This window comes from Acinetobacter sp. BD54, from assembly GCF_044778325.1.
Taxonomy (GTDB): Bacteria; Pseudomonadota; Gammaproteobacteria; order Pseudomonadales; family Moraxellaceae; genus Acinetobacter; species Acinetobacter baumannii.
Genome location: NZ_JANJEP010000001.1, coordinates 431,931 through 454,041, shown reverse-complemented (window position 1 = coordinate 454,041; position 22,111 = coordinate 431,931). Strand labels below are relative to the sequence as shown.

Sequence of the window (22,111 nt, the reverse complement as noted above, 5' to 3'; positions counted from 1 at the left end):
TACGACATTGGGTAACAATACGGGAATTGCAGCATCAAGTGGCTTAGCTTTTGGACCTGTCCATGTGATTAAACCAAAGGTTTATCAATATGAACGTATGGGTTCAGGCGTAAAAGTCGAGAAAGAAAATTTAGATATTGCCCTACATGCAGTAAAAAACAATATTCACCAAGTCATAGCCAAAGCCGATGCTTCTGAAATTAAACAAATCTTTCGAGCTCACCTAGAAATGCTTGATGATCCTGATTTAATTAATGGTGTATATCAAAAAATTTATCAAAATTTATCAGCACCAGCTGCATGGCATGAACATATTGAAGCTGCAGCTAAAGCACAGGAAGCTCTACCAGATCGTTTACTCGCTGAACGCGCAACAGACCTACGCGACATTGGCGACAGAGTTTTAACCCAATTATGTGGTGAAGTGGTTATTGAAGAGCCTAAAGAGCCTTATATTCTAATCATGCATGACGTTGGGCCAAGTGATGTCGCTCGTCTCAACAAAGACCGTGTCGCAGGTATTTTAACTGCTATAGGCGGTGCAAGTGCGCATAGTGCAATTGTCGCACGTGCTTTAGGCATTCCAGCTATTGTTGGTGCTGGTGAACAAGTCCTAGAAATTGATCCGAAAAGCACTTTACTTATTAATGGTGATACGGGAACTTTTGTTTTAGATCCAGATGCGGCACAAATCGAACAGGCTAAGCAAGAGCGTGAGCAACAGCGTCAAATTCGTGAAGAAGCTGAACGTCATAGCCACGAGCCAGCAATTACCTTAGATCAACACCAAATCGAAATTGCAGCCAATTTGGGTAAAGTTCAAGCGACAGCACAAGCAGTAGAATGTGGTGCTGAAGCAATTGGCCTCCTTAGAACCGAGCTTGTTTTTATGTCTCATAGCAGTGCACCTAACGAGGCTGTTCAAGAAGCTGATTACCGAGTTGTATTAGATGCACTTGCAGGTCGGCCGCTTGTGGTACGTACATTAGATGTAGGCGGTGATAAGCCTTTACCTTACTTACCAATTGCTGAAGAAGAAAATCCATTCTTAGGTTTAAGAGGAATCCGTTTAACTTTAAGACGGCCTGAGCTTTTAAAACAGCAATTAACCGCTCTACTAAAAGCATCTGATAATCGTCCGTTACGAATTATGTTTCCTATGATTGGACGCGTTGAAGAATGGCGTGCAGCCAAAGCAATTCTTGACGAAGTAAGAGCCCAACATCCATGTGACAATTTACAAGTTGGTATTATGATTGAGGTTCCGTCTGCTGCTTTGCTTGCACCGGTTCTTGCACAAGAAGTCGACTTTTTCAGTATCGGCACAAATGACCTGACCCAATATACTTTAGCGATTGACCGAGGCCACCCAATACTCTCAGCGGAAGCAGACGGATTACATCCAAGTATTCTTAATTTGATTGATCAAACAGTGAAAGCTGCCCACAAACATGGCAAATGGGTAGGAATCTGTGGTGAGCTTGCAGCAGACCCTAAAGCTGTACCTATTCTCATGGGATTAGGTGTAGATGAACTGAGTATGTCCCCAAATAGCATTCCTTTAGTAAAAGCTCAAATCCGCACACTAAGCTATAGCCATGCTCAAAAGCTTGCGCAACAAGCTTTACTATGCGATAGCGCCCCTGCTGTGCGCCAGCTATCTGAACAAGACTTATAAGATTGGGAATAGTAATGGCTAAAATTTTAACAATTACTTTAAACCCTGCAATTGATGTAACCATTCAACTGAATGAGTTATTAGTAGGAGAAGTGAACCGACAAGAGTCGGTAGAAATACATGCGGCTGGCAAAGGCCTTAATGTTGCTCAAGTATTAAAAGACTTAGGTCATGATGTAATCGTAACCGGCTTTTTAGGTGAGCATAATCGACAAATTTTCGATACACATTTTGCACAGGCTCAATTTCAACCTGAGTTTATTTATATTGATGGTGAAACACGTCAAAATATAAAAATTGCTGAGCATTCTGGGCGGATGACAGATTTAAATGGCAAAGGTTTCTTTGTTTCTGAAACAGACAAACAAAGCCTATTTAATAAGATTGAAGCTCTGTTACCACAAGTCGAGGTTGTTGCAATAGCTGGTAGCCTCCCGCAAGGTTTTAGTATTGATGAGTTACAACAACTTATTCAACTGATCAAAAAAAATAATAAGAAAGTTGCCCTAGATACCAGTGGTAAAGCATTGGTTGCTGCAATTGAATGTCAACCTTGGATGATCAAACCGAATACCGATGAGTTGGTTGAAAGTTATCAACGTCCAGCAACAAGCTATGCTGAACAAAGAGAACTTTTTGATAGCTTAACCAATATTGAGCATGTGGTTATCTCAATGGGTGAAGATGGCGTAAATTGGTTACACGCCACTCACCCCTTACATGCTCAAGCACCAAAAGTTATCGTAAAAAGTACAGTAGGCGCTGGTGATTCACTCTTAGCCGGCATGATCCATGGGCTTGTTAACCAACTGCCTCCTGAAGAGACCTTAAAAACTGCGACAGCCATTGCAAGCCATGCTGTAACACAAATTGGTTTTCGAATCCCTACTTCTGAGGTTCTAAACCAATTAAAAGCACAAACTATTATCAATTCATTGAGTGAATCTGATGCAAACTGCTAAACATTTATTATTTGTCACTAATGATCCGCAACAGCAAGTCAATGCTTTAATCTTGGCTCGTAAACTTGCTTTAGTCGCAACCCAACATGGCTATAAACATAGTGTCATTTCACTCGATGAATTTGAATCAAGCGATCATTTTGATCATGTCATTATTATTGGACAGCAACCTAAAAATCTAAATATTTTTGGTCAAAACGCTTTATCTTTAGTTTCTATTGAAGATATTAAAGATGATGCAGACAAAGCACTTTTAACGGCACTTGAACACTCAAAACCAGCAAATGAGTGGGAACAAAAACCTAAGCAAGCTTCAAATACCGCAACTCATTTTGTTGCCATTACTGCTTGCCCAACTGGAGTTGCCCATACATTTATGGCAGCTGAAGCGTTACAACAAGGTGCAGAAAGACTTGGGTATCAAATCGATGTAGAAACTCAGGGTTCTGTAGGTGCGAAGAATATTTTATCACCTCAAGCGATTGCTGATGCCGATATTGTTATTCTTGCTACTGACATTGAAGTCAACACTGACCGCTTTGTAGGTAAACGTGTCTATAGATGTAGCACTGGTTTTGCTTTAAAACAAACCGACAAGGCTTTTACTGAGGCAATTGCTAATGCTCAGGTTTTAGAACAAGGTAAACAGCAAGCAACAACGGAAAATAAGGATAAAACTGAAAAAGTTGGTGTATATAAACACTTATTAACTGGTGTTTCTTATATGCTGCCTATGGTGGTTGCGGGTGGCTTGCTAATTGCACTTTCTTTATGTTTTGGCCTAAATGCAGCAGAACAAGCTGGTAGTCTGCCAGCCATATTAAAACAGATTGGCGCAGCAGCATTTACTCTCATGGTACCCATGCTGTCGGGTTATATTGCATATTCCATTGCAGATCGCCCTGGTCTTGCACCCGGTTTAATCGGGGGTTTATTGGCAGCACAGTTACAAGCAGGATTTTTAGGCGGTATTGTTTCTGGCTTCCTGGCAGGTTATATCGCGTTATTTATTGCTAAAAAAGTTAAGCTCCCAACTAGCTTAGAGTCTCTTAAGCCCATTTTGATTATTCCATTATTAGGAACATTATCTGTTGGGTTAATTATGTTCTATGTGGTAGGTCAACCTGTAGCGCATATTTTTGAGTTAATGAAAGATTTCCTCAACAATATGGGCACAACAAATGCTGTATTAATGGGAATTATTCTGGCAAGTATGATGTGTATTGATTTGGGCGGACCAATTAATAAAGCTGCTTATGCTTTTACAGTTGGACTACTTACCACCAATACCTATATGCCAATGGCAGCCACGATGGCAGGCGGTATGGTTCCTGCAATTGGGATGGCAATTGCAACCTTCCTCGCTAGAAATAAATTTAGTACTGGTGAAAAAGATGCAGGTAAAGCTGCGTTTGTGCTTGGTTTATGCTTTATTTCAGAAGGTGCAATTCCATTTGCAGCAAAAGATCCAATGCGCGTTATTCCAACCTGTATTCTAGGTGGCGCAGTAACTGGTGCATTAGTTGCTTTATTTCACTGTGAGCTTGTGACTCCACACGGCGGTGTATTTGTACTACTGATTCCAAATGCAATCAATCATGCGTGGTTGTATCTTGCAGCAATTGCGGCTGGAAGTATCGTAACGGGAGTAAGTTATGCCATCATTAAAAAGAATCAAGAAGAAAAATTATTAACAAACTCATAATTTAAAAAGGGAGAATATAAATTCTCCCTTTTTTATTACTATTTTTTATTTATTAATTTGTACTGCACGGGCCATCATTTGCTCAGGAATATCTTGAGCCAGCATCACTGTTAGCGTGGGCTTTTGCTTAGCTTCTCCTACTAAATTTTGAGCTTCTAATACTGTATTTATATCTTTTGGTGCCAACTTATACATTGCTCCAGTAGCTGGATCCACAATTAAAAGCCCAATTAAACCACCAAAAATAATATTACCTAAATACCAGCCACTAAGAGTACCTGTAACTTCTACCGTTTTAGTTTGATAACCAGGTTTACTGAAAGATACTTGATAACTTTCTGGTTTAAAATAACCGGCACCTTTTTTTAAGCTAACGGTAGCAGGTGTTTGCCCCGTATGGACTTTTACCCCATTACGATTTTTAATCTCAATAGTTGCTGACTCAGGCACACTTGTAAAAGTAAGTGTTTGTGAAGAACCTGTAATGATGCTTGCACAGCCATTTAACCCTATCGTTAAAGCTACCATAGAAGTAATTAGTAATTTTTTCATCATTAATCCAGAAGAATTTATCTATCGTTATTTGAAAATGCACTATATTAAAATAAACAAAAAATAACAATTAACATACAATTCAAAAGATTAACAATTAAACAATTCCTTAATTAAAATACATTCGTAAATCATGATTCTTTTGAACAGTAAAATTAATATTTAAAAATTTAGTAAATTCAATAACATAAATCCATTTATTAGTTAATTTTCTTTAATATTTGATCAATCATGTTAAATGTATGGTAAATTTTCATCTTCAAAAAATCAATTAAACATATGATTAATTTAAACATTTACTTATTGAATGGATTTATTTTTTTAAGTTATGACTTTGTAGACAAAAAATTTTGATAGAAATGTCACGTTCAAAACGAGTTTTTTTTTCTACGATTCTCATGCTAACAAATATCGTTCATTTTACGACCAAGCGAGTAGCCAAGTTCAAATAAACGGTAAGGAATAAGTTTTATTAGAAGAGGAAAATTTATAGTTTGTCCTTGTTAATCAAACAATATAAATTTTGCTCATGACTTAAAGTCCTGATATAACTTGCTTAGTGAAACTATATTTTTCCACTATTAAAATAAGTTTCATAAAATGCGATCCACCAAGGTATGGGGAAAAGTCAATGACAAAGAAGTATGCGCGTTTTTTACCTACAACAGAATCTTTCACTCTTGAAGATTTTCCATATTATTGGATTACTCAGGTCCATGCTCAATATGTACAAAATATTGATAATGCCCTCAAAAAATATGGCCTAGATAATTCACGTCGTCGTATTATGCTTGCGCTAAGTAGTAAACCTCACGCTAGCGTATCAGAGCTATCTGATATGATTATTTCAAAAATGTCGACTACCACTAAAATTGTTTATCGCTTAAAAGATGAAGGCTTAGTTGAAACCTATTCTTGTCAATCAGATGGTCGTATTACACGTGTATATCTTACCGAACGTGGTACAGAAATGATTAATAAAATTAATGATCTAACGAGTGTAGTACTTGAACAATCATTCGAAGGTATCACCCCTCTTCAACTAGAAAAAATGATGGAAAGCTTAAAATTGCTTTTAAAAAATCTTTCTCGATAATTGTTGTTTTCAACATTTTAAAACGATTAATTCTCAAGCTCTCTCATGAGAGCTTTTTTATTATTTTCTCTTATGTTTACAGGAATATAGACTTCATAAAGTAATCAATTAAACACTATGCTTGTTGACTTGTTCCTTCAACTCCAGTAGAAACTCTCTCTTAATATCTCTAACGTAATTTTAGGAAAAAATGGCTAAAAGAAAATATAAGAGTGATAAGTTTCAAGTACGTCGTATTAACCGTCAATGGTGGGTACTTGAAAAAGATTTAGAAACTAACTGTTACAGCAAGCATGAACAGGTAGCTACTAAGACATTAGCTAACAATTATGCTGACGATTATATAGAGCAGTATTATATGAACCTCTACATTCAACAACAGTTGAAAAAACCGGAAACCGTATAAAAAGCCTCCATGGCTTTTTTTATTTATAATTTAATAAGTTAAATAAAATTAAAATAATAAAATTTTGACATAAAAAAAACCTACATCTTGGGGAAAATGTAGGCTATAAAATGCACAAAAAGGAATTATATATCCTTTTTGATGAAAAGAATTCTACGATAATATAAGACCTTATTTTATATTACTTTTGTAAAGTTAATAGTATTTATTGTATTAACCTCTAATAACTTAAATGCTTTTTCTTTATAAATTTTTTCTCATAAATATTTAAATTAATTAACTCTTCACGAGTTAAAATATTTTTGATGTTTGAGTTTTTTATAAAAAACGCTATTTGAATTTTATAAACAACTGTTTTAACAAGTTTTTTACAAAAATACGCATAATTTTTTTCAAGTTAAAATTCTACATTTCATAATCTTTAGGAGATTAAAAGTTAATAAATAACATATGCATAGATGATTAATAAAATTTTTATTTTAAAAAAACCTTTATTCGAGACGAAAAAAACATCAAATATTAATTTTTTATAGCTTTTGTGGTGACGACACAACTATTACAATACAGTTTATAAATAGTTTAACTCTTCAGCAGTTTTAGGCATGTTATGACTTCAATGTCGAACACTACCCAAAAGCATTTTATTGTTGAGCAGTTTCCTTTACCGACTTGGGTCAGTGATGAAAAAGGCTTAATTTTATACTGCAATACGGAGTGTACAAAGTACTGGCGCGATACTTCTCCTCCATTGTTTCAACAATGGCTAGATTTCGTGTACCCTGCCGATTTAGAAGAAGTTAAAAACAAATGGTTAGATGCGATACGACTCCGATCAAGAATTGAATTTAAATGCCGTCTTTTGCATAAAACCCATTATTATCGATGGTGCAAAATTTCTATTCAATTGTCGAAATACCATGAATCTTCTCAAGAAAATGAATGGTTTATTAGTTTTCTAGATATTGACCAAGATATACAAGAGCAGCAAAGCTTACGAAAAGATATCGATATACAAAATCAAATGCTCGATATCAGTGTCGATTGTATTAAGGTTTTAAATACAGATGGCACTGTATCTCATATGAATAAATCAGGATGCCTTGCATTAGGTATACCTGTAGATGAAAAAAAATTTGGCATGAGATGGTTAGATCTTTTACCTCCTCATATTCGTAAACGTGGAAGAGTTGCTTTAAAAAAAGCCCTGCAAGGTAAAGTAGCCCGATTCGCCGGCATGAGTTGTTTACCAAATCAAGAGCCTGAGTATTGGGATAATATGCTCACCCCAATTCAACATACAAACGGCGAAATTATTCAGATATTGTGTGTTTCGCGAAATGTCACTCAACAGTATCTTACCGAAAACCGTCTAAGAGATATTAGCGAGAGAGATGAACTTACAGGATTATTTAATAGACGTTCATTTAAGCTACAACTAAAACGCACCCTAGCCTACTCAAGAGAAACCCAAACCAGTGTAGGGCTACTTTTAATTGATCTAGATCATTTCAAGCATATTAATGACACTATAGGTCATAGTGCTGGTGACCACTTATTAAAAATACTTTCTAAACGTTTTAATCAGTGCGTAGATCCTGAAAGATGTTCAGTTGCCAGATTAGGTGGTGATGAGTTTGCAGTTATTGTTAGCCATTTAGAAAATGAGAATGATGTTCGTGAACTTGCAGAAGTATTGCTTCAACAACTCAATCAACCCATTACATATGCTGGGAATGTGCTCAACGGCGGCATGAGCATCGGCTGCGCCATTTACCCTCAAGATGCAGTTGATCAATCGAGCTTATTAAGTTGTGCCGATATGGCATTACATGACTTAAAAGCCCGTGGTCGTGGCGGCATACGTATGTATAACCCAAGTATGATGCAGTTAACCGAGGCAATCGCCTCTCAACTCAACATTGCTCGCCAACTTATTCGTCATCATACCATTCAGCCCTACTATCAACCCAAAGTCGATCTAAAAACTCATGCTGTAGTGGGCTTTGAAGCATTACTCCGCTGGCATACGACTTCGGCCCAAAGAGGTTTGCCTTCTCAGATTGCTGAAGCTTTTAAAGACTACGATTTAGCCAGTAAAATTGGTGAAATCATGCAACAACAAGTTTTGCATGATATTGCTAAATGGATAAAATTAGGTTTTGTGCCGCTTCCTGTTTCTCTAAATGCCGCACCAGTTGAGTTCTTAAGAGATAATTATGCTGAACGTTTATTAAAAAAGATTAATCAACTTGAAATTCCTACCCATTTAATTGAGATAGAAGTTACTGAACATATGCTGGGTGACCGTGGTTCTGAATATGTGATTCGCGCACTCAATAAACTAAAACAGCATGGAGTACGCATTGCTTTAGATGACTTCGGAACAGGTTTCTCTTCTTTAACACATATAAGAGACTATCCTATTGATTGCTTAAAAGTTGATTGTAGCTTTATACAAAAGATGCAACATGATCCATCCATTTATGCAATTGTTCAGGCAATTGGCTTACTTGCTCCAAATCTCTCACTCGGATTAATTGCAGAAGGTATTGAAACACCAGAACAAGAAGAGTTGCTTCTTCAATTTGGATACAACATAGGGCAAGGTTTTTTATTTGAATCAGCTATTGACGCTAATCAGGTGATCTCTATTCTTAAACAGGGTCAGGCTTATCTAGAAAGTCACTATTCTATGAATTAGTCATTTACCTTACACACTAAAAACAAACAATAAAAATTATAAAATTGGCGATAATATAACCATAACGATAACAAGTTTAGGTTCTTCAACAATAAATATTGTCACAAGACAATAAGGAGCAATATATGAGTTATCACCATATTTTAGTTCCGGTCGATGGTTCTCCTACTTCACTTATTGCTGTTAATCATGCTGCAAGTCTTGCTAAAGCCTTTAGTAGTAAAGTTACTTTGGTATATGCGCTCACTATTGATCCATTTATTTCAGTTGAAATTATTGATAGTACAGAAATTGCGCAAGATTATTTTAATAAAGCGAGAGCTTCGATTCAGAGCATTTTAGATCAAGCTAAAGAACAATTTAGCCAACATGGAATTTCTGTTGAAACCAAAATTGTTGAAGGTCAAACAATTCATACAGAAATCATCAAAGCAGCAACTGAGCTAAAAGCTGATTTATTAGTGATTGGTTCTCATGGGCGAAAAGGTTTTAAAAAGTTCTTCTTAGGAAGTGTAACTCAAGCACTCTTAGGAGAAATTCATGTGCCAGTATTGGTCGTAACTGAATAAATCTAAACCTTTATATAAAAAACCCAGCTATATAGCTGGGTTTTTTGAAATAAGTTACTTACCGTTATATGTAAATTTAATGAGAGAACCGGGATTCTCTAAAGTATGAGTGACTGAACCATCATCTTTTTGTACATTCCCCGCTGTATCAGTCAGCACATATAAGGCATTACCTTCTGGACTAGCGATGACATCACGATAACGGTTATTGCTTTTAAACATTGGGATAGCATCATCCAAAGTCGTGCTATATGTTGGGTCCAATTTAATACGGAAAATCACCCCACGTTTTAAAGATGGGACCAATAATGTATTTTCCCACCCTGGAATCGCTTTTTTGCCTCCCGTATATACATATGCCGATGACGGTGCAACCGTTGGCCAGCAAATATATGCCATCTCACCACAAGTAGGGTCATTATAGTTATAGGTATCTTGTACCGTATATAAAGTTTTCAAAGGTGGCACAAAGTTTTTACCAGTCCATTCAGACTCTTTAGTCACAGGAACACCTGTTGCTACTTTTATCCCGTTTTGAGCTAAATCTTTAATTTGTGATTTATTGGTTGCTGCCGAATAGTTTGCATAGGCATAACCACTGTCATCTTTATAACCAGCTACATTTGGCCAGCCATAGTTACCACCTTTTAATACAAGGTTAATTTCATCATCAGAATTTGGTCCTTGCTCAGATTGTAAAAGCTTTCCATTTGGGGCAAATACTAAACCTTGTGGATTACGGTGCCCTAAAGTGTAGATATGACTCACTACGCCGTTAAAGCTTGGGTTGTCTTTAGGAATACTGCCGTCCAGATTTAAGCGTAATACTTTACCCATATATGTATGGTAGTCTTTACTATTGAGCTCTTGCTGAGTCGGAGTATGCTGTGCCTTATTTGGTAAGAACAGATAAGCTAACTGATTACGACCTTGGTCACCAATCGTATAGTAGATTTTTTGGTCTGAACCAATGACGAGACGACCAGACTGATGGTCTTTCGATGACGGTAAACCTGCAATCAAATCAATAGGCTTTTCAAATGTATCTGTAGTTTTGTTATAGGTATATCTACGAATAATCGTCTGATTAGGTAACTCTTTATCTGTAGATTTTGGATTTTTAAAAGTGCCTGAAATATAGATATAAGGGTTATGTTTAAAGTCAGGATGAAAAGCAAAGCCTAACAAACCATTTTGCCCATCAGCATCACTCACAATTTCAGGAACCTGAAATACTGTTTTTGCGCTACCAGATTCAGGATTTACTCTTAAAATTTTGCCAGTTGCACGTTCGGTTAACCAAATTTGATTATCTGGCCCCCATAACAAAGCATGTGGTTTATTTAAGTTGGACAGAATCACTTTTTTATCAAAATTTTCTGTTTTCGCTTTTGCGAATTGAGCAGGTGTCAGAGGTATATCTGCAAATGCCGTATGAAACGTAAATAGTTGTGCAGCACCTAAAAGAGTGATTTTTGCTAATAAATGTTTATTCATAGTTCCACCTTATAAAGTTTTCTAAAGAGTTACTTAAACCGCTGAAAACATTGGTTTGTATACGTTCTCTATATCTTTTGTATTATGATGATTAGCTCATTTATTAAAATCTAAATTTCTGCAAGGCTCTGTTGCATAAAAGTAGCTATTCAAAACAAATGAATATCTTATAAGTTGCCTTATAAATCATTGATCTCATTTTTAATGATAAATAATTTGAAAGAAAGCTTTAACAAAGTAATTGAAAAGTAAAATTTAATACTCAAATAGACAATTCAATCTATAAAAATATACATATCACATAGTTAAAAGATCCAAGCTAAAGGTTAAGGATCCTTACAAATCGAATTTCGTTATGTGTGCAAATTTTAAACCCCTTAAGAGAGAGCATTCTTATCAATTAGACTTACTTGAACCCACCTTTGATTACAAATCAGATGTCTATCCAAGTGATGATTGCCCAATAATCTTATCTCATCAAAATGAATGGGAATGGCGAAAAGTTAAATTTGGAATGTTGCCACCATATGCGAAAGAAATTTCATTTAAATATGCAACTTATAATGCAAGAACTGAAACGGTTGATCACAAACGTTCATTTAAACATGCCTGGTCAAATGATCAATTTGGCCTAGTTCCTGTTGAAGCTATTTATGAACCGAAATATATCAATGGTAAAGCACATTGGTATGGCATCTTTCGTCAAGATGGGAAGCCATTTACGCTTGCAGCAATTTATGAAGAAACCATAATTGATGAGCAGAAAGTTAGAACAATGTCGCTGTTAACAATCAATGCAGATCGACATTCTTTTATGAAGCAGTTTCATAAACCTGACGATGAAAAACGTTCAATTATTATAATACCTGACCATCTTAGAAACGATTGGTTAAACTGCAAACACACTGACGCTCCTGACTTTTTCTTAGATATGCCATTAAATGAATTTACGTCTCTGCCTAAAGCAGAAATGAACAAATCATAAAATAGTTAGATGCCTAATAAGTGAAAGTAGCAAGCTTAAATGGCTCCCCCTAAAAACTTATGTTATCCTTCGCACTTCTTTAAAACTTCAAATTTTCATTATCCATGACACTTACGCCACCTTAAGTTTATTTACCCTTCTCCTTTGTAAATAACTCATCACTGTCTAGTGATGTGGTGTAGTCGCTTGTGTGTTGGTATATCACATCACTAGCCTTTCTAAAATTTAAAATTCTAGGCTATTTCCATGTTAACGAATCTTCGAGAACAATGGTTCTCTAATGTCCGTGCAGATATTCTTTCTGGGCTTGTTGTTGGTCTGGCTTTAATTCCAGAGGCGATTGCCTTTTCAATTATTGCAGGTGTAGATCCCCAAATCGGTTTATATGCGTCTTTTTGTATTGCGGTTATTATTTCTTTTGTAGGTGGCCGTCCTGCCATGATTTCGGCAGCAACGGGTGCTATGGCCTTAGTCATGACGACCCTAGTGAAAGAACATGGTCTTCAGTATTTATTCGCAGCTACTATTTTGACGGGCGTCATACAAATTATAGTAGGATATCTTAAGCTTGCTAAGCTCATGCGCTTTGTCTCTAAATCGGTTGTAATTGGTTTTGTAAATGCTCTCGCCATACTCATTTTTATGGCCCAGCTTCCAGAACTAGTCAATGTAACTTGGTACGTCTATCTATTAGTCGCTATTGGTTTAGCAATTATTTATCTATTCCCTTATGTACCGAAGCTTGGAAAAATTTTTCCATCTCCCCTTATATGTATTGTTATAGTCACATTACTCGCCCTCTTTTTAGGCCTTGATCTGCGAACAGTTGGCGATATGGGGGCACTACCAAATACTTTACCTATTTTTTTAATTCCGGATATTCCTCTTAATTTAGATACACTTCTTATCATTCTTCCTTATTCATTGGCGTTAGCTGCAGTTGGCTTACTTGAGTCGATGATGACAGCCACAATTGTTGATGAAATGACGGATAGCCCGAGTAATAAATTTAAGGAATGTAAAGGTCAAGGTATTGCTAATATTGCCTCTGGTTTTATGGGTGGGATGGCTGGATGTGCCATGATTGGGCAATCAATGATTAATGTTAAATCAGGTGGTCGCACACGCTTATCTACTTTATGCGCAGGCATATTCTTGCTGATTTTAGTAGTATTTTTAAGTGATTGGTTGAAAGTTATTCCTATGGCTGCGCTTGTTGCTGTCATGATTATGGTATCAATAAGTACTTTTGAGTGGCGTTCGCTTACCCAATTTAAAACTAATCCTAAAAGTAGCAATACCGTTATGATTGCAACGGTTGTTGTAGTTGTAGCTACTCACAATCTAGCATTAGGCGTATTGACGGGTGTACTACTTTCCGCGCTTTTCTTAGCCAATAAACTTGAAAATGATATACAGGTAATAAGTTCATTAGAAGGCAACGCTCGTTTATATGATTTAAGAGGACAAATCTTTTTTAGTTCTTCAGATAGATTCATGCAAGGCTTTAACTTTAAAGAAGACGTAAAAGAAGTCATTATTGATCTGTCTCATTCACATATATGGGATGTCACTTCGGTTGCAATGCTTGATTCAGCAGTAGAAAAGTTCCAAAAGAATGGCATACAAGTTACTGTACGTGGTTTAAATGAAGCCAGTTCAATCATGATTGACAAGTATGGTACACATGCAAAAATTTAAAAAAAGGTCCTTCGGGACCTTTTCAATCATAGAGAATTATATTTTTATTAAGGAGATTTATATAACAAGCGGTTTGGGCTACCTGAAGGGTTTTTTACTACGTTACTGCTCGCTTGATTTAAAAGATTGGTAGAGATCGTTTGAGGTGAAGCCGTAGGTGTACTTTGAAGCATTTCAGCAACTACACCAGCAACATGCGGGGTTGCCATTGAAGTACCATTTAATATCTTGGTAGCTGTATTATTTCCAATCCAAGAAGAATTAATTTGGCTACCCGGTGCAAAAATATCAACACAGCTTCCATAATTAGAATAGCTTGCCCGAGTATCGGTATTATCTGTCGCAGCCACTGTAATGGCCTTACTTACTCTTGCTGGAGAAGATGTACATGCATCTGTATTTGAATTGCCAGCGGCTACGACCATGACATAACCATTATTATATAAATTTTCCACTGCACTATCTAAAGAAGAACTTGTTGCCCCACCTAAAGACATATTTACAACTGCAGGTTTTTTACCATTTTTCAATATCCAGTCTAAACCAGCAATAACATTACTTGAGGCCCCTGACCCATCACATCCCAAAATCCGGATTGGAACTAAATTGACATTTTTGGCAACACCATAGGTCGTACCACCTACTGTTCCAGCAACATGGGTCCCATGCCCATTACAGTCGGTTGTACCATTGCCATCAGATATTGCGGTATAACCGCTTAACACACGTCCTGAAAACTCTTGGTGGCTAGATAATATACCAGTATCCACGATATAAGCCGTAGTACCTGAACCGGTCTGTAAATAAGAATAAGTCGAATTTAATGGTAAAGCTTTCTGGTCTATACGATCTAGTCCCCAATCTGGATTACTTTGAGTAGTTGCATCAATATTTACTATTGTATCGCTTTCTACTGAAAGAACATGAGGGTTCTTTTTCATCGCTTCAATAAAGGCTGCCCCTGCTGTATCCGGTAAATAAATTGCAAAACCTTTAAGAACAGTATCGTAGCTTTGTAAAACTTTACCAGCATGTTGTTTAGCAATATTTTGTGCGAAATCTTTAGAAGGACCTGCATCCTTATTTAATATAACAATATATTGATTTTTAATAATTCCTTTTGCTTGGGAAGAATCATTTACAGGATTTGTAACATTTGAAGCGGCATACACAAAATGAGTAGCTGCTATTGAAAGACAAATAGCAGACACTTGGCGAATATTCATGACTATCTCCATATATTATATTTCAGGTATTTTTATGATAATTAATAACTTTTTACTTCAGGATTAAAATTTTAGATGAGAACTTTGAGGAGTTTTATCTGCTTTTAAACCCCAACCATATTTTCATAATTTTTTAGGTTAAACAATATCAATCCACTTTTTTATAGAAAAATGTGACATCCATCTACTTATAATTTAAATATTTTATTTTTTTATAATTAAAATATCACTCTATTTGGGTTCAATAATATAAAAGAATATAACCATTATGATAAGAACTATAGTAGCCATTGCTAAGTAAGTACCAACAGTATTAAAACTTCTTAAAAACTTCAAAATATCCATAACAATATGATAATTAACAGGTTATAGACAATTATTTCAAAATATAAAAGTCCATACAACTATAAAAAATTAACAATTTCTTTAACTGTGATTAATATGTATAATAAATGTATAAATATATATTCCCTATTTTTTTATTAATCAAGCTTATTAGTAATAAATTAGACAAAACAAATTATTTGAATTTTCTTATTTAACTAAAATAAACCCTTTATATAAAACTTAGCCAGTTTAAAAATATTTTTAATAAAAAATACCCACATATCTTAAAAATATGTGGGTATTAAAAAACAAACAACTTTACAGACGCAGTATATGCATATATAAATATATACCTTTAAAGATATATTTACAATACTTCTTTAAGTTTTTCACTTGAATTGAACCGAATTTACTATTAACTGTCTTTTTAATGCGCGAATCTTTGTACCATTAACGAATTGTACAAAAATAAAAAAGTCCGCATCTTGGGAAGCTACGGACTATAAACTCATCTAAGCAACAGCTAAACAGTTTGTCGATTAGAGAGAAAACACTATCTTTTTAATCTAATCGAGATATTAGTTTAGGTCAACTTAAAATAGTATACAGCAGCAAAAAACTCAAAGAAGTGTGACGCGCTCTACATTTTCTTGTTAATTAAGCAAAAATCAATATATTTATTTAATTTTAATAAAACAATATATCAATTTACATATTGTTCAAATTGGTTATTTATCATACTGATTGCTCTTGTACTGAAATATTTTATTAGCTGAACTTAATATTATAAATAAGATAACTTTTCATGATTTTCCCACCACCTATTGTTTCTATAATATTTAAATCAACTTACCCTATATTTACCAAGGCTAACTCAAACTTAATTTCTCACTTAAATATAAATTTAAAATAGTGCTCTAAAATAGAGTAATGGTTAATCTCAGGAATAATTTCAAAAGAAATCATATCCTCACCTTGACTAAGTCGGTACTCAAAATAATTTTGACTTTGCCATTTTAATTCACTAAGTTCTAACCCACCACACAAAATCGTACAAGGAATATTGATCTGTTCCTGCTGATGAATAGGACTATATTTCAAAATATCCTCTTGCGATAAGTTTAAAGCGTGATTTAAATGTGTCTCTTGTATAGGTAATAAATCATAAATCCCACTTAATAAATTTGCCTTGGATAATAACGGATGGTTTAAACATAAAGCACCAAGATGAGCACCTGCTGAATGGCCGACCAATACTACTTCGTCTGTTTTCCAATTTTGTTCAGCGATAAAATCGAGCGCTTGTTGAGTTTGAGCAACGATTTGTGAAATATGACTTTGAGGAGCCAAGTCATATTCTAAAAGTACACACTGTGCTCCTTTTGCTAATATATACTGCGCTATAAAGGCAAAGTCCGATTTATCACACCACTGCCAATATCCCCCATGTATAAAAATTACGGTTTTATTGGCATGTTCTAAAGGAAAAAAATCCAGCGTTGATCGGTTCTTCGAACCATACTTTATATCTTTTATATGATAATAGGCCTGATAACTCAGCAAGCTTCTGTATTGGAAGCCTGCTAGTATTTCACCTTCATTCTCTACCGTTGTAGCATTGTCATACCTTCTCATATACCAATCACTTCAATGTTTCTTCACTAGAGTTGAGATTTAACTTTACGGTAGAACGTTTCAAATAATAGAAAAATATAAGAACCAGAACTAAAGGTACGCCAAATTGTAAAGTAGACTTAAATTCACTGGTAAACCAGGTAGTCAATGTAATGCTTAAAATCGCAATAAACCCAAACAAAGAGATAAATCGACTAGCAGGAATTTTAAATTTTAGTTGTATATTTTGGTGAACCATATGTCTTCTAAAAAACATATGAGTCAAAAATATACTTCCCCACGTGAACAACGCACCAAACATGGATAGTGCAATCATAATTGGAAATGCGGAAGCTGGATTAACCGTATAAACAATACTAGCAATACCAATCCCTACCGCAGATAACAACAGCGCATTTACCGGTACCCCATTACTACTAATTCGACCAAAGACTTTTGGGGCATCACCTGCACGTGACAAGCTAAACAGCATACGAGTTGAAATATAAAGCATGCTATTCATGGCTGATAAGGCAGCTACAATTACAATAAAGTTTAAAATGCTATCCGCATACGGGATACCGACAATCTTCATGACCATAACAAACGGACTTGTTGCATCTGCTCCGATCAAAACAGTCCACGGCACCAAAGTAACGATTAGGAATAAGGACAATAAATAAAACAAAATGAGTCGAAGTGCTGTGCTTTTGAATGCTTTTTTAACTGCCTTTTCTGGGTCTTTAGCTTCGCCAGCCGCGACAGCAATCATTTCTATACTTAAATAACTAAATATTGAAATAATGACACCAATCCATACCCCACTAAAACCATTTGGAAAAAAGCCCCCATGTCCTGATAAATGAGTTACAACTTGCATCATTCCCTGATTGCTTTGTGTCAAGATACCAATAGACAAAAGAATAAACACGATAATGGCAAAAACTTTAATTGTGGAAAACCAGTATTCCACTAGTCCAAAAGCTTTAACACTATAGGCATTTACAACAAGTAAGGTCAGTGAAAAAAATCCAATCCAGATCCAAGAGCCTACATTCGGGAACCAGAGCTTCATATAATCAGCAACGGCGGTAATCTCTGTACCTACTGCCAGTACAATACAAGCCCAGTAACAGTAGCGAACTAAGAAGCCAGCAAGTGGACTTATATAATGTTCTGCATATGCACCAAATGAGCCCGAAGTAGGATGCTGAACTGTCATTTCAGCCAAACAAGCCATAAGCGCAAAAGCAATTAAACCACCAATCGCATAGCTGACGATGACTGCGGGACCTGCAAAACTAATTGCAAATTTACTTCCCATAAACAATCCGGTTCCAATTGCTCCACCAATGGCAATCATCCCCATCTGTTTTGCAGATAACTTTTTATGCAGCCCAGCTTCTCTATTTTGTATTTCATCAAAACTACTCATAGGCCCTCCTAGCCATTTGTTTTATTTTGATTCCTTAAAATCAGGTCACTTCACCGCGAACTAAATACTGCTTGTTTTTCCATTCACTATTCAGCATGGTTTCTTTTAAGTGCTGTACTGCATTCCAAATATCTTCAAAGCCCAGATACAAAGGTGTAATACCAAATCTCAAGACTGCAGGTTCCCGATAATCACCAATTACACCGCGTGCAATAAGTGCCTGAATAATTTCATAACCGAATTCATGACGATAACTAACATGACTACCACGATGCTTATGATCTAAAGGGGTAATTAACTCAAATCCAAATTCAGAACATTCTTGATGTACCAATTGAATAAATAAATCTGTTAATTTCAACGATTTCTCACGGATTTTTTGCATATCAGCATGCAGGAAAATATCTACTCCGCATTCAATCAGACTCATAGAAATAACCGGCTGAGTCCCACATAAATATCGGCGGATACTATTCGCTGGCTCATAATGCTGTGCCATATCAAATGGTTTTTTATGACTCCACCAACCAGATAAAGGCTGCCAGAACTGATCACGATGCTTTTCATTGACCCAGAGCAATGCAGGAGAACCAGGGCCACCATTTAAATATTTATAGGTACAACCAATCGCAAAATCACTATCAGTTTGATTAAGGTGCATAGGAACCGCACCGACTGAGTGGCATAAATCCCAAATCACCAAAGCATCTTTAGAGTGAATTTGTTCATTAATAGATGCCATATCATAAAAATAACCAGTGCGGTAATTCACATGGGAAAGTACTACTACAGCAACATCTTTCTCTAAAGCACGAGATAAGTCTTCTACGCCATCAATTAATTCAACCTGATAGCCCTTTTGAATTAAGTCAATGAAACCTTCAATAATGTAAATATCTGTTGGAAAAGCATCTTTTTCTGCCACAATAATTTTGTGTTCAGGGAATTTATCAGCCTGAATTTTTACCGCTGCAGATAAAACTTTAAATAAGTTCAGTGTAGTTGAATCTGAAATAACAACTTCACCTTGTTCCGCACCAATCAGTTTAGCGACTTTGTCACCCAGCCGCGTTGGTAGCCCCCACCAATCTGCCTTATTCCAGCTATTGATCAGATCTTCTCCCCATTCTTGGGAAATAATATGCTGAGCGACAGCCAAAGATTTCTTTGGTCTAGCACCTAAAGAGTTACCATCTAAATAAATAACGCCTTCTGGCAATGCAAATTCATCTTTAAATTTTTTGAGTTCATCTTCCTGATCCCAATACAAACACTGTTCACGAGTAATCATTTGGTATTGCACCTATTTCTACATTTCCTTTGTATTTGAATTTTATCACGTCAATTTGTACGATTTATTCGATAATATTTGATCAAAAATAGCTATTTTCGTATAAAATTCTAATTAAAATTAAAAAATATGGATGAAATTCGAAAATGAATGTAGATGCAATCGATCTAAAAATTTTGAAATATTTACAAGACAATGCCCGTTTAAGTAACCAAGAACTTGCTGATCTTATTAATCTTTCAGCATCTGCTTGTCACAGACGCGTCAAAATTTTAGAAACCAACGGAATCATTGAAAAATATCAAGCAAAAGTTAATTATGAAAAATTAGGTATAAAAATTGAGGCGATAGTTGAAATAAAACTTGCTCAAATCACCGAAAATGACCACAACTTTTTTTTAAGCCAAATCAAGAATTTTGATGAAGTCATCAATGCCTATATCATTACAGGTGAATCTAATTATGTACTGCACGTTGCCACTAAAGATCTAAACTCTTTTTCTCATTTTGTTATTAATACACTCAATAAAATTAAAGGTGTGGTAAGCATTAACTCAAAAATTATCTTACAGAAAATTATACAAAAGCCGCTGTAGAATATTTAGCTAAAATTAAAAAACTCTCGTTAAAGAATTTTTACTATGATCGAAACTGAACGTTTAATCTTAAGACAATGGAAAGAGTCTGATTCAGAGCCATTTATCAAAATGGGTTTAGACGAAGATGTTATGCGTTTTTTCCCAAAGCTTTTATCTACTACTGAAAGTATAAGTTTAATTCAAAGAATATCAGCTCTTATTGATGAAAATGGCTGGGGATTTTGGGCGGTAGAATTAAAAGAAACTCAAGAATTTATAGGCTTTATTGGCTTACACAACCAACCAGAACAATTTGATTTTTCTCCCTGCATTGAAATTGGATGGAGAATTGCTACAGAACACTGGAAAAAAGGTTATGCCACTGAAGGAGCAAAAGCAGCATTGGACTATGCCTTTAATATTCTCAATAAAGATAAAGTGGTTTCTTTCACAGCAACAGTAAATAGGCCATCTCAAGCCGTGATGGAAAGACTAGGAATGCGCAAAGTTAAATACTTTAATCATCACAAGCTTCCAGATGAACATGCCTTACAAAAGCATGTTCTTTATGAAATATATCATCCTAAGCTTGAGTTATGATTCAGTTAAATACTAATATAAAAAATATTTCAATAAATTTAAACGGTTACTACTCATCAAAGTCATAACCTACAGAGGTGGAATACTCCCAATACTCATTAATCTTATCCGCAATATCTTCTTTGTCCATGGTAGTTAAAACGTAGAAGAGTTTTGCCTCTTTATTTTTTCTCAAAATTAATAAATTGTAATAGTCATATTCAGGGCCATTTAGCCCTAATGATGGCTGTTCTTCACAATGCTTCTCAGCCTTGTAATGCCATTCAAGTTTATAAGTATCAATACCATTGGCAGCATTGATTACAATGCCATCATTGGCTCCTCCAATAAATCCAATTTTCATCGCCTACTCTAAATTGTTATTCAAATGATTTTTAATATAACTTTAAATAAGTAGAGTTCAATTTATAAAATGTTTGCCAATACGTATCCTATGTAAATCAAAATAACGAGATGATTATTTCATTGTCCGTAAATACTCATAAGCTTCTTTTTCGTTGCTCTCAAGATGAACTTTTGCTTCCGTTTCATCATTTAATGTTTCGTTTATTATTTTGCTCCCTTCATAAGAAATTTGATGACCAATCTGGAAATCTGCTCCTAATGCATCAATCACAATAAACTGCCCAGCCGTGTTTGAAGCAATAAAAAAACTGTTGTTACGATAACCATATCTAATTGTATATAATCCCACTTTTATTCCAACTTTTAATAATATTTAAATAATGATAATTTCATATAAAGTATAGAAACGCAAAAAAGTATCAAAAAACTAATTTACAATTCATATAACTACCTATTTTTAAAAATTTTATCAGTCATTTTTTTATCTACTCTACTTCTATGACCATTTTCAAAAAATTTATTCACATGGCACAATTTAGTAGTGGTATCACAAAATACACCATTAGAAAAAGTAAAAGCAGATGTATCAAAGTCACCTTGTGAAAAAGCTTGTTTTGCTTTTTTTGCACCTAAATATTGATTAGTTAAGGATTTGGAAACGCCCTTTTTATCTGCACAAATATATTTATCACAGACTACACCTCTTTTAGGTGAAAAAACTGCAGCTGTATTTTGTGCCAATGTATTTGCACTAAACGCAAAACAAATAGAACCGATAAAAACAACAAAAAAATTAGAATTTTTCATTTTTTAATTCACTCGTTATCATTAATTATTGAAATA

Annotated in this window: 20 protein-coding genes and 1 pseudogene; 11 read left to right on the top strand and 10 right to left on the bottom strand. The window is 35.1% G+C overall.

All coding sequences use genetic code 11. From position 1 onward, the window contains the following. Positions 1-4 precede the first annotated feature (4 nt). From ptsP to NQ782_RS02205, 3 genes and pseudogenes are all read left to right on the top strand, one after another. A pseudogene (gene ptsP, locus NQ782_RS02215) lies at positions 5-1,678 on the top strand (phosphoenolpyruvate--protein phosphotransferase); the annotation flags it as partial. A 14-nt stretch (positions 1,679-1,692) separates the two neighbouring features. Continuing rightward, positions 1,693-2,640 carry a 1-phosphofructokinase gene (pfkB, locus tag NQ782_RS02210; RefSeq protein WP_001062803.1) on the top strand — a complete coding sequence of 316 codons (948 nt, stop codon included), beginning with the start codon at positions 1,693-1,695 and terminating at the stop codon, positions 2,638-2,640. After that, the gene (locus tag NQ782_RS02205) at positions 2,627-4,345 is read left to right on the top strand and encodes a fructose-specific PTS transporter subunit EIIC (RefSeq protein WP_057093011.1); all 1,719 of its coding nucleotides are present in this window, start codon (positions 2,627-2,629) and stop codon (positions 4,343-4,345) included. Before pfkB ends, NQ782_RS02205 begins: the two co-directional genes overlap by 14 nt. Before the next feature lie 45 nt (positions 4,346-4,390). On the opposite strand, the gene NQ782_RS02200 is transcribed toward NQ782_RS02205, so the two are convergent. After that, entirely contained in the window at positions 4,391-4,897 is a 507-nt protein-coding gene (locus tag NQ782_RS02200) for a PEGA domain-containing protein (RefSeq protein WP_000734807.1), read from the bottom strand. 631 nt (positions 4,898-5,528) lie between these two features. Between NQ782_RS02200 and NQ782_RS02195 the strand changes: the two genes are divergently transcribed. From NQ782_RS02195 to NQ782_RS02180, 4 genes are all read left to right on the top strand, one after another. Further along, the gene (locus NQ782_RS02195; RefSeq protein ID WP_000163427.1) at positions 5,529-5,993 is read left to right on the top strand and encodes a MarR family winged helix-turn-helix transcriptional regulator; all 465 of its coding nucleotides are present in this window, start codon (positions 5,529-5,531) and stop codon (positions 5,991-5,993) included. Between the two features lie 190 nt (positions 5,994-6,183). Beyond that, positions 6,184-6,399, top strand: a complete 216-nt coding sequence (locus NQ782_RS02190) for a hypothetical protein (RefSeq protein ID WP_001129188.1) — start codon at positions 6,184-6,186, stop codon at positions 6,397-6,399. Positions 6,400-7,006: 607 nt separating this feature from the next. Then, complete coding sequence (locus NQ782_RS02185) at positions 7,007-9,100, top strand: GGDEF domain-containing protein (protein WP_031993043.1); 2,094 nt, start codon at positions 7,007-7,009, stop codon at positions 9,098-9,100. Positions 9,101-9,225: 125 nt separating this feature from the next. Next, entirely contained in the window at positions 9,226-9,669 is a 444-nt protein-coding gene (locus tag NQ782_RS02180; RefSeq protein ID WP_000120225.1) for a universal stress protein, read from the top strand. A gap of 54 nt (positions 9,670-9,723) precedes the next feature. Here NQ782_RS02180 and NQ782_RS02175 read toward each other — a convergent pair whose 3' ends face one another. Continuing rightward, complete coding sequence (locus tag NQ782_RS02175; RefSeq protein WP_057093441.1) at positions 9,724-11,166, bottom strand: glucose/sorbosone family PQQ-dependent dehydrogenase; 1,443 nt, start codon at positions 11,164-11,166, stop codon at positions 9,724-9,726. Between the two features lie 355 nt (positions 11,167-11,521). Between NQ782_RS02175 and NQ782_RS02170 the strand changes: the two genes are divergently transcribed. Both NQ782_RS02170 and NQ782_RS02165 read left to right on the top strand, forming a co-directional pair. Next, positions 11,522-12,151, top strand: a complete 630-nt coding sequence (locus tag NQ782_RS02170) for an SOS response-associated peptidase family protein (protein ID WP_057093474.1) — start codon at positions 11,522-11,524, stop codon at positions 12,149-12,151. Between the two features lie 246 nt (positions 12,152-12,397). Further along, positions 12,398-13,852 carry a SulP family inorganic anion transporter gene (locus NQ782_RS02165; RefSeq protein WP_057093476.1) on the top strand — a complete coding sequence of 485 codons (1,455 nt, stop codon included), beginning with the start codon at positions 12,398-12,400 and terminating at the stop codon, positions 13,850-13,852. A 47-nt stretch (positions 13,853-13,899) separates the two neighbouring features. On the opposite strand, the gene NQ782_RS02160 is transcribed toward NQ782_RS02165, so the two are convergent. The 5 genes from NQ782_RS02160 to kynU all read right to left on the bottom strand — a co-directional run bounded on the left by NQ782_RS02160 (position 13,900) and on the right by kynU (position 19,745). Beyond that, positions 13,900-15,078: a S8 family peptidase gene (locus tag NQ782_RS02160; RefSeq protein WP_057093478.1), complete on the bottom strand. Its 1,179-nt coding sequence runs from the start codon at positions 15,076-15,078 to the stop codon at positions 13,900-13,902. Between the two features lie 231 nt (positions 15,079-15,309). Then, positions 15,310-15,423: a hypothetical protein gene (locus NQ782_RS02155; RefSeq protein WP_085916944.1), complete on the bottom strand. Its 114-nt coding sequence runs from the start codon at positions 15,421-15,423 to the stop codon at positions 15,310-15,312. Positions 15,424-16,293: 870 nt separating this feature from the next. After that, complete coding sequence (locus NQ782_RS02150; protein ID WP_001255467.1) at positions 16,294-17,040, bottom strand: alpha/beta hydrolase; 747 nt, start codon at positions 17,038-17,040, stop codon at positions 16,294-16,296. 7 nt (positions 17,041-17,047) lie between these two features. Next, a complete protein-coding gene (locus tag NQ782_RS02145; protein WP_057093739.1) occupies positions 17,048-18,454 on the bottom strand; it encodes an amino acid permease in 1,407 nt (468 codons plus the stop codon). Between the two features lie 40 nt (positions 18,455-18,494). Then, positions 18,495-19,745, bottom strand: a complete 1,251-nt coding sequence (kynU, locus tag NQ782_RS02140; RefSeq protein ID WP_057093736.1) for a kynureninase — start codon at positions 19,743-19,745, stop codon at positions 18,495-18,497. 146 nt (positions 19,746-19,891) lie between these two features. Between kynU and gigD the strand changes: the two genes are divergently transcribed. Next, complete coding sequence (gigD, locus tag NQ782_RS02135) at positions 19,892-20,341, top strand: Lrp/AsnC family transcriptional regulator GigD (RefSeq protein WP_032000106.1); 450 nt, start codon at positions 19,892-19,894, stop codon at positions 20,339-20,341. A 45-nt stretch (positions 20,342-20,386) separates the two neighbouring features. Continuing rightward, positions 20,387-20,923, top strand: coding sequence for a GNAT family N-acetyltransferase (locus NQ782_RS02130; RefSeq protein ID WP_086231107.1), 537 nt, complete (start codon positions 20,387-20,389; stop codon positions 20,921-20,923). 49 nt (positions 20,924-20,972) lie between these two features. Here the strand turns inward: NQ782_RS02130 and NQ782_RS02125 are convergent, their stop codons facing one another. The 3 genes from NQ782_RS02125 to NQ782_RS02115 form a co-directional block, all read right to left on the bottom strand. Next, positions 20,973-21,266, bottom strand: a complete 294-nt coding sequence (locus NQ782_RS02125) for a hypothetical protein (RefSeq protein WP_000689660.1) — start codon at positions 21,264-21,266, stop codon at positions 20,973-20,975. Between the two features lie 114 nt (positions 21,267-21,380). Beyond that, complete coding sequence (locus tag NQ782_RS02120; protein ID WP_000525044.1) at positions 21,381-21,617, bottom strand: hypothetical protein; 237 nt, start codon at positions 21,615-21,617, stop codon at positions 21,381-21,383. A 98-nt stretch (positions 21,618-21,715) separates the two neighbouring features. Continuing rightward, positions 21,716-22,075, bottom strand: coding sequence for a YcgJ family protein (locus NQ782_RS02115; RefSeq protein WP_000798357.1), 360 nt, complete (start codon positions 22,073-22,075; stop codon positions 21,716-21,718). Between the last annotated feature and the right edge of the window lie 36 nt (positions 22,076-22,111).

Coding starts and splice junctions, on each gene's coding strand:
- NQ782_RS02150 (WP_001255467.1), bottom strand. CDS start 17,040: ATGAGAAGGTATGACAATGCTACAACGGTAGAGAATGAAGGTGAAATA.
- NQ782_RS02190 (WP_001129188.1), top strand. CDS start 6,184: ATGGCTAAAAGAAAATATAAGAGTGATAAGTTTCAAGTACGTCGTATT.
- NQ782_RS02125 (WP_000689660.1), bottom strand. CDS start 21,266: ATGAAAATTGGATTTATTGGAGGAGCCAATGATGGCATTGTAATCAAT.
- NQ782_RS02180 (WP_000120225.1), top strand. CDS start 9,226: ATGAGTTATCACCATATTTTAGTTCCGGTCGATGGTTCTCCTACTTCA.
- NQ782_RS02200 (WP_000734807.1), bottom strand. CDS start 4,897: ATGAAAAAATTACTAATTACTTCTATGGTAGCTTTAACGATAGGGTTA.
- NQ782_RS02160 (WP_057093478.1), bottom strand. CDS start 15,078: ATGAATATTCGCCAAGTGTCTGCTATTTGTCTTTCAATAGCAGCTACT.
- pfkB (WP_001062803.1), top strand. CDS start 1,693: ATGGCTAAAATTTTAACAATTACTTTAAACCCTGCAATTGATGTAACC.
- NQ782_RS02155 (WP_085916944.1), bottom strand. CDS start 15,423: ATGGATATTTTGAAGTTTTTAAGAAGTTTTAATACTGTTGGTACTTAC.
- NQ782_RS02195 (WP_000163427.1), top strand. CDS start 5,529: ATGACAAAGAAGTATGCGCGTTTTTTACCTACAACAGAATCTTTCACT.
- NQ782_RS02175 (WP_057093441.1), bottom strand. CDS start 11,166: ATGAATAAACATTTATTAGCAAAAATCACTCTTTTAGGTGCTGCACAA.
- NQ782_RS02115 (WP_000798357.1), bottom strand. CDS start 22,075: ATGAAAAATTCTAATTTTTTTGTTGTTTTTATCGGTTCTATTTGTTTT.
- NQ782_RS02165 (WP_057093476.1), top strand. CDS start 12,398: ATGTTAACGAATCTTCGAGAACAATGGTTCTCTAATGTCCGTGCAGAT.
- NQ782_RS02205 (WP_057093011.1), top strand. CDS start 2,627: ATGCAAACTGCTAAACATTTATTATTTGTCACTAATGATCCGCAACAG.
- NQ782_RS02130 (WP_086231107.1), top strand. CDS start 20,387: ATGATCGAAACTGAACGTTTAATCTTAAGACAATGGAAAGAGTCTGAT.
- NQ782_RS02145 (WP_057093739.1), bottom strand. CDS start 18,454: ATGAGTAGTTTTGATGAAATACAAAATAGAGAAGCTGGGCTGCATAAA.
- NQ782_RS02170 (WP_057093474.1), top strand. CDS start 11,522: ATGTGTGCAAATTTTAAACCCCTTAAGAGAGAGCATTCTTATCAATTA.
- kynU (WP_057093736.1), bottom strand. CDS start 19,745: ATGATTACTCGTGAACAGTGTTTGTATTGGGATCAGGAAGATGAACTC.
- NQ782_RS02185 (WP_031993043.1), top strand. CDS start 7,007: ATGACTTCAATGTCGAACACTACCCAAAAGCATTTTATTGTTGAGCAG.
- gigD (WP_032000106.1), top strand. CDS start 19,892: ATGAATGTAGATGCAATCGATCTAAAAATTTTGAAATATTTACAAGAC.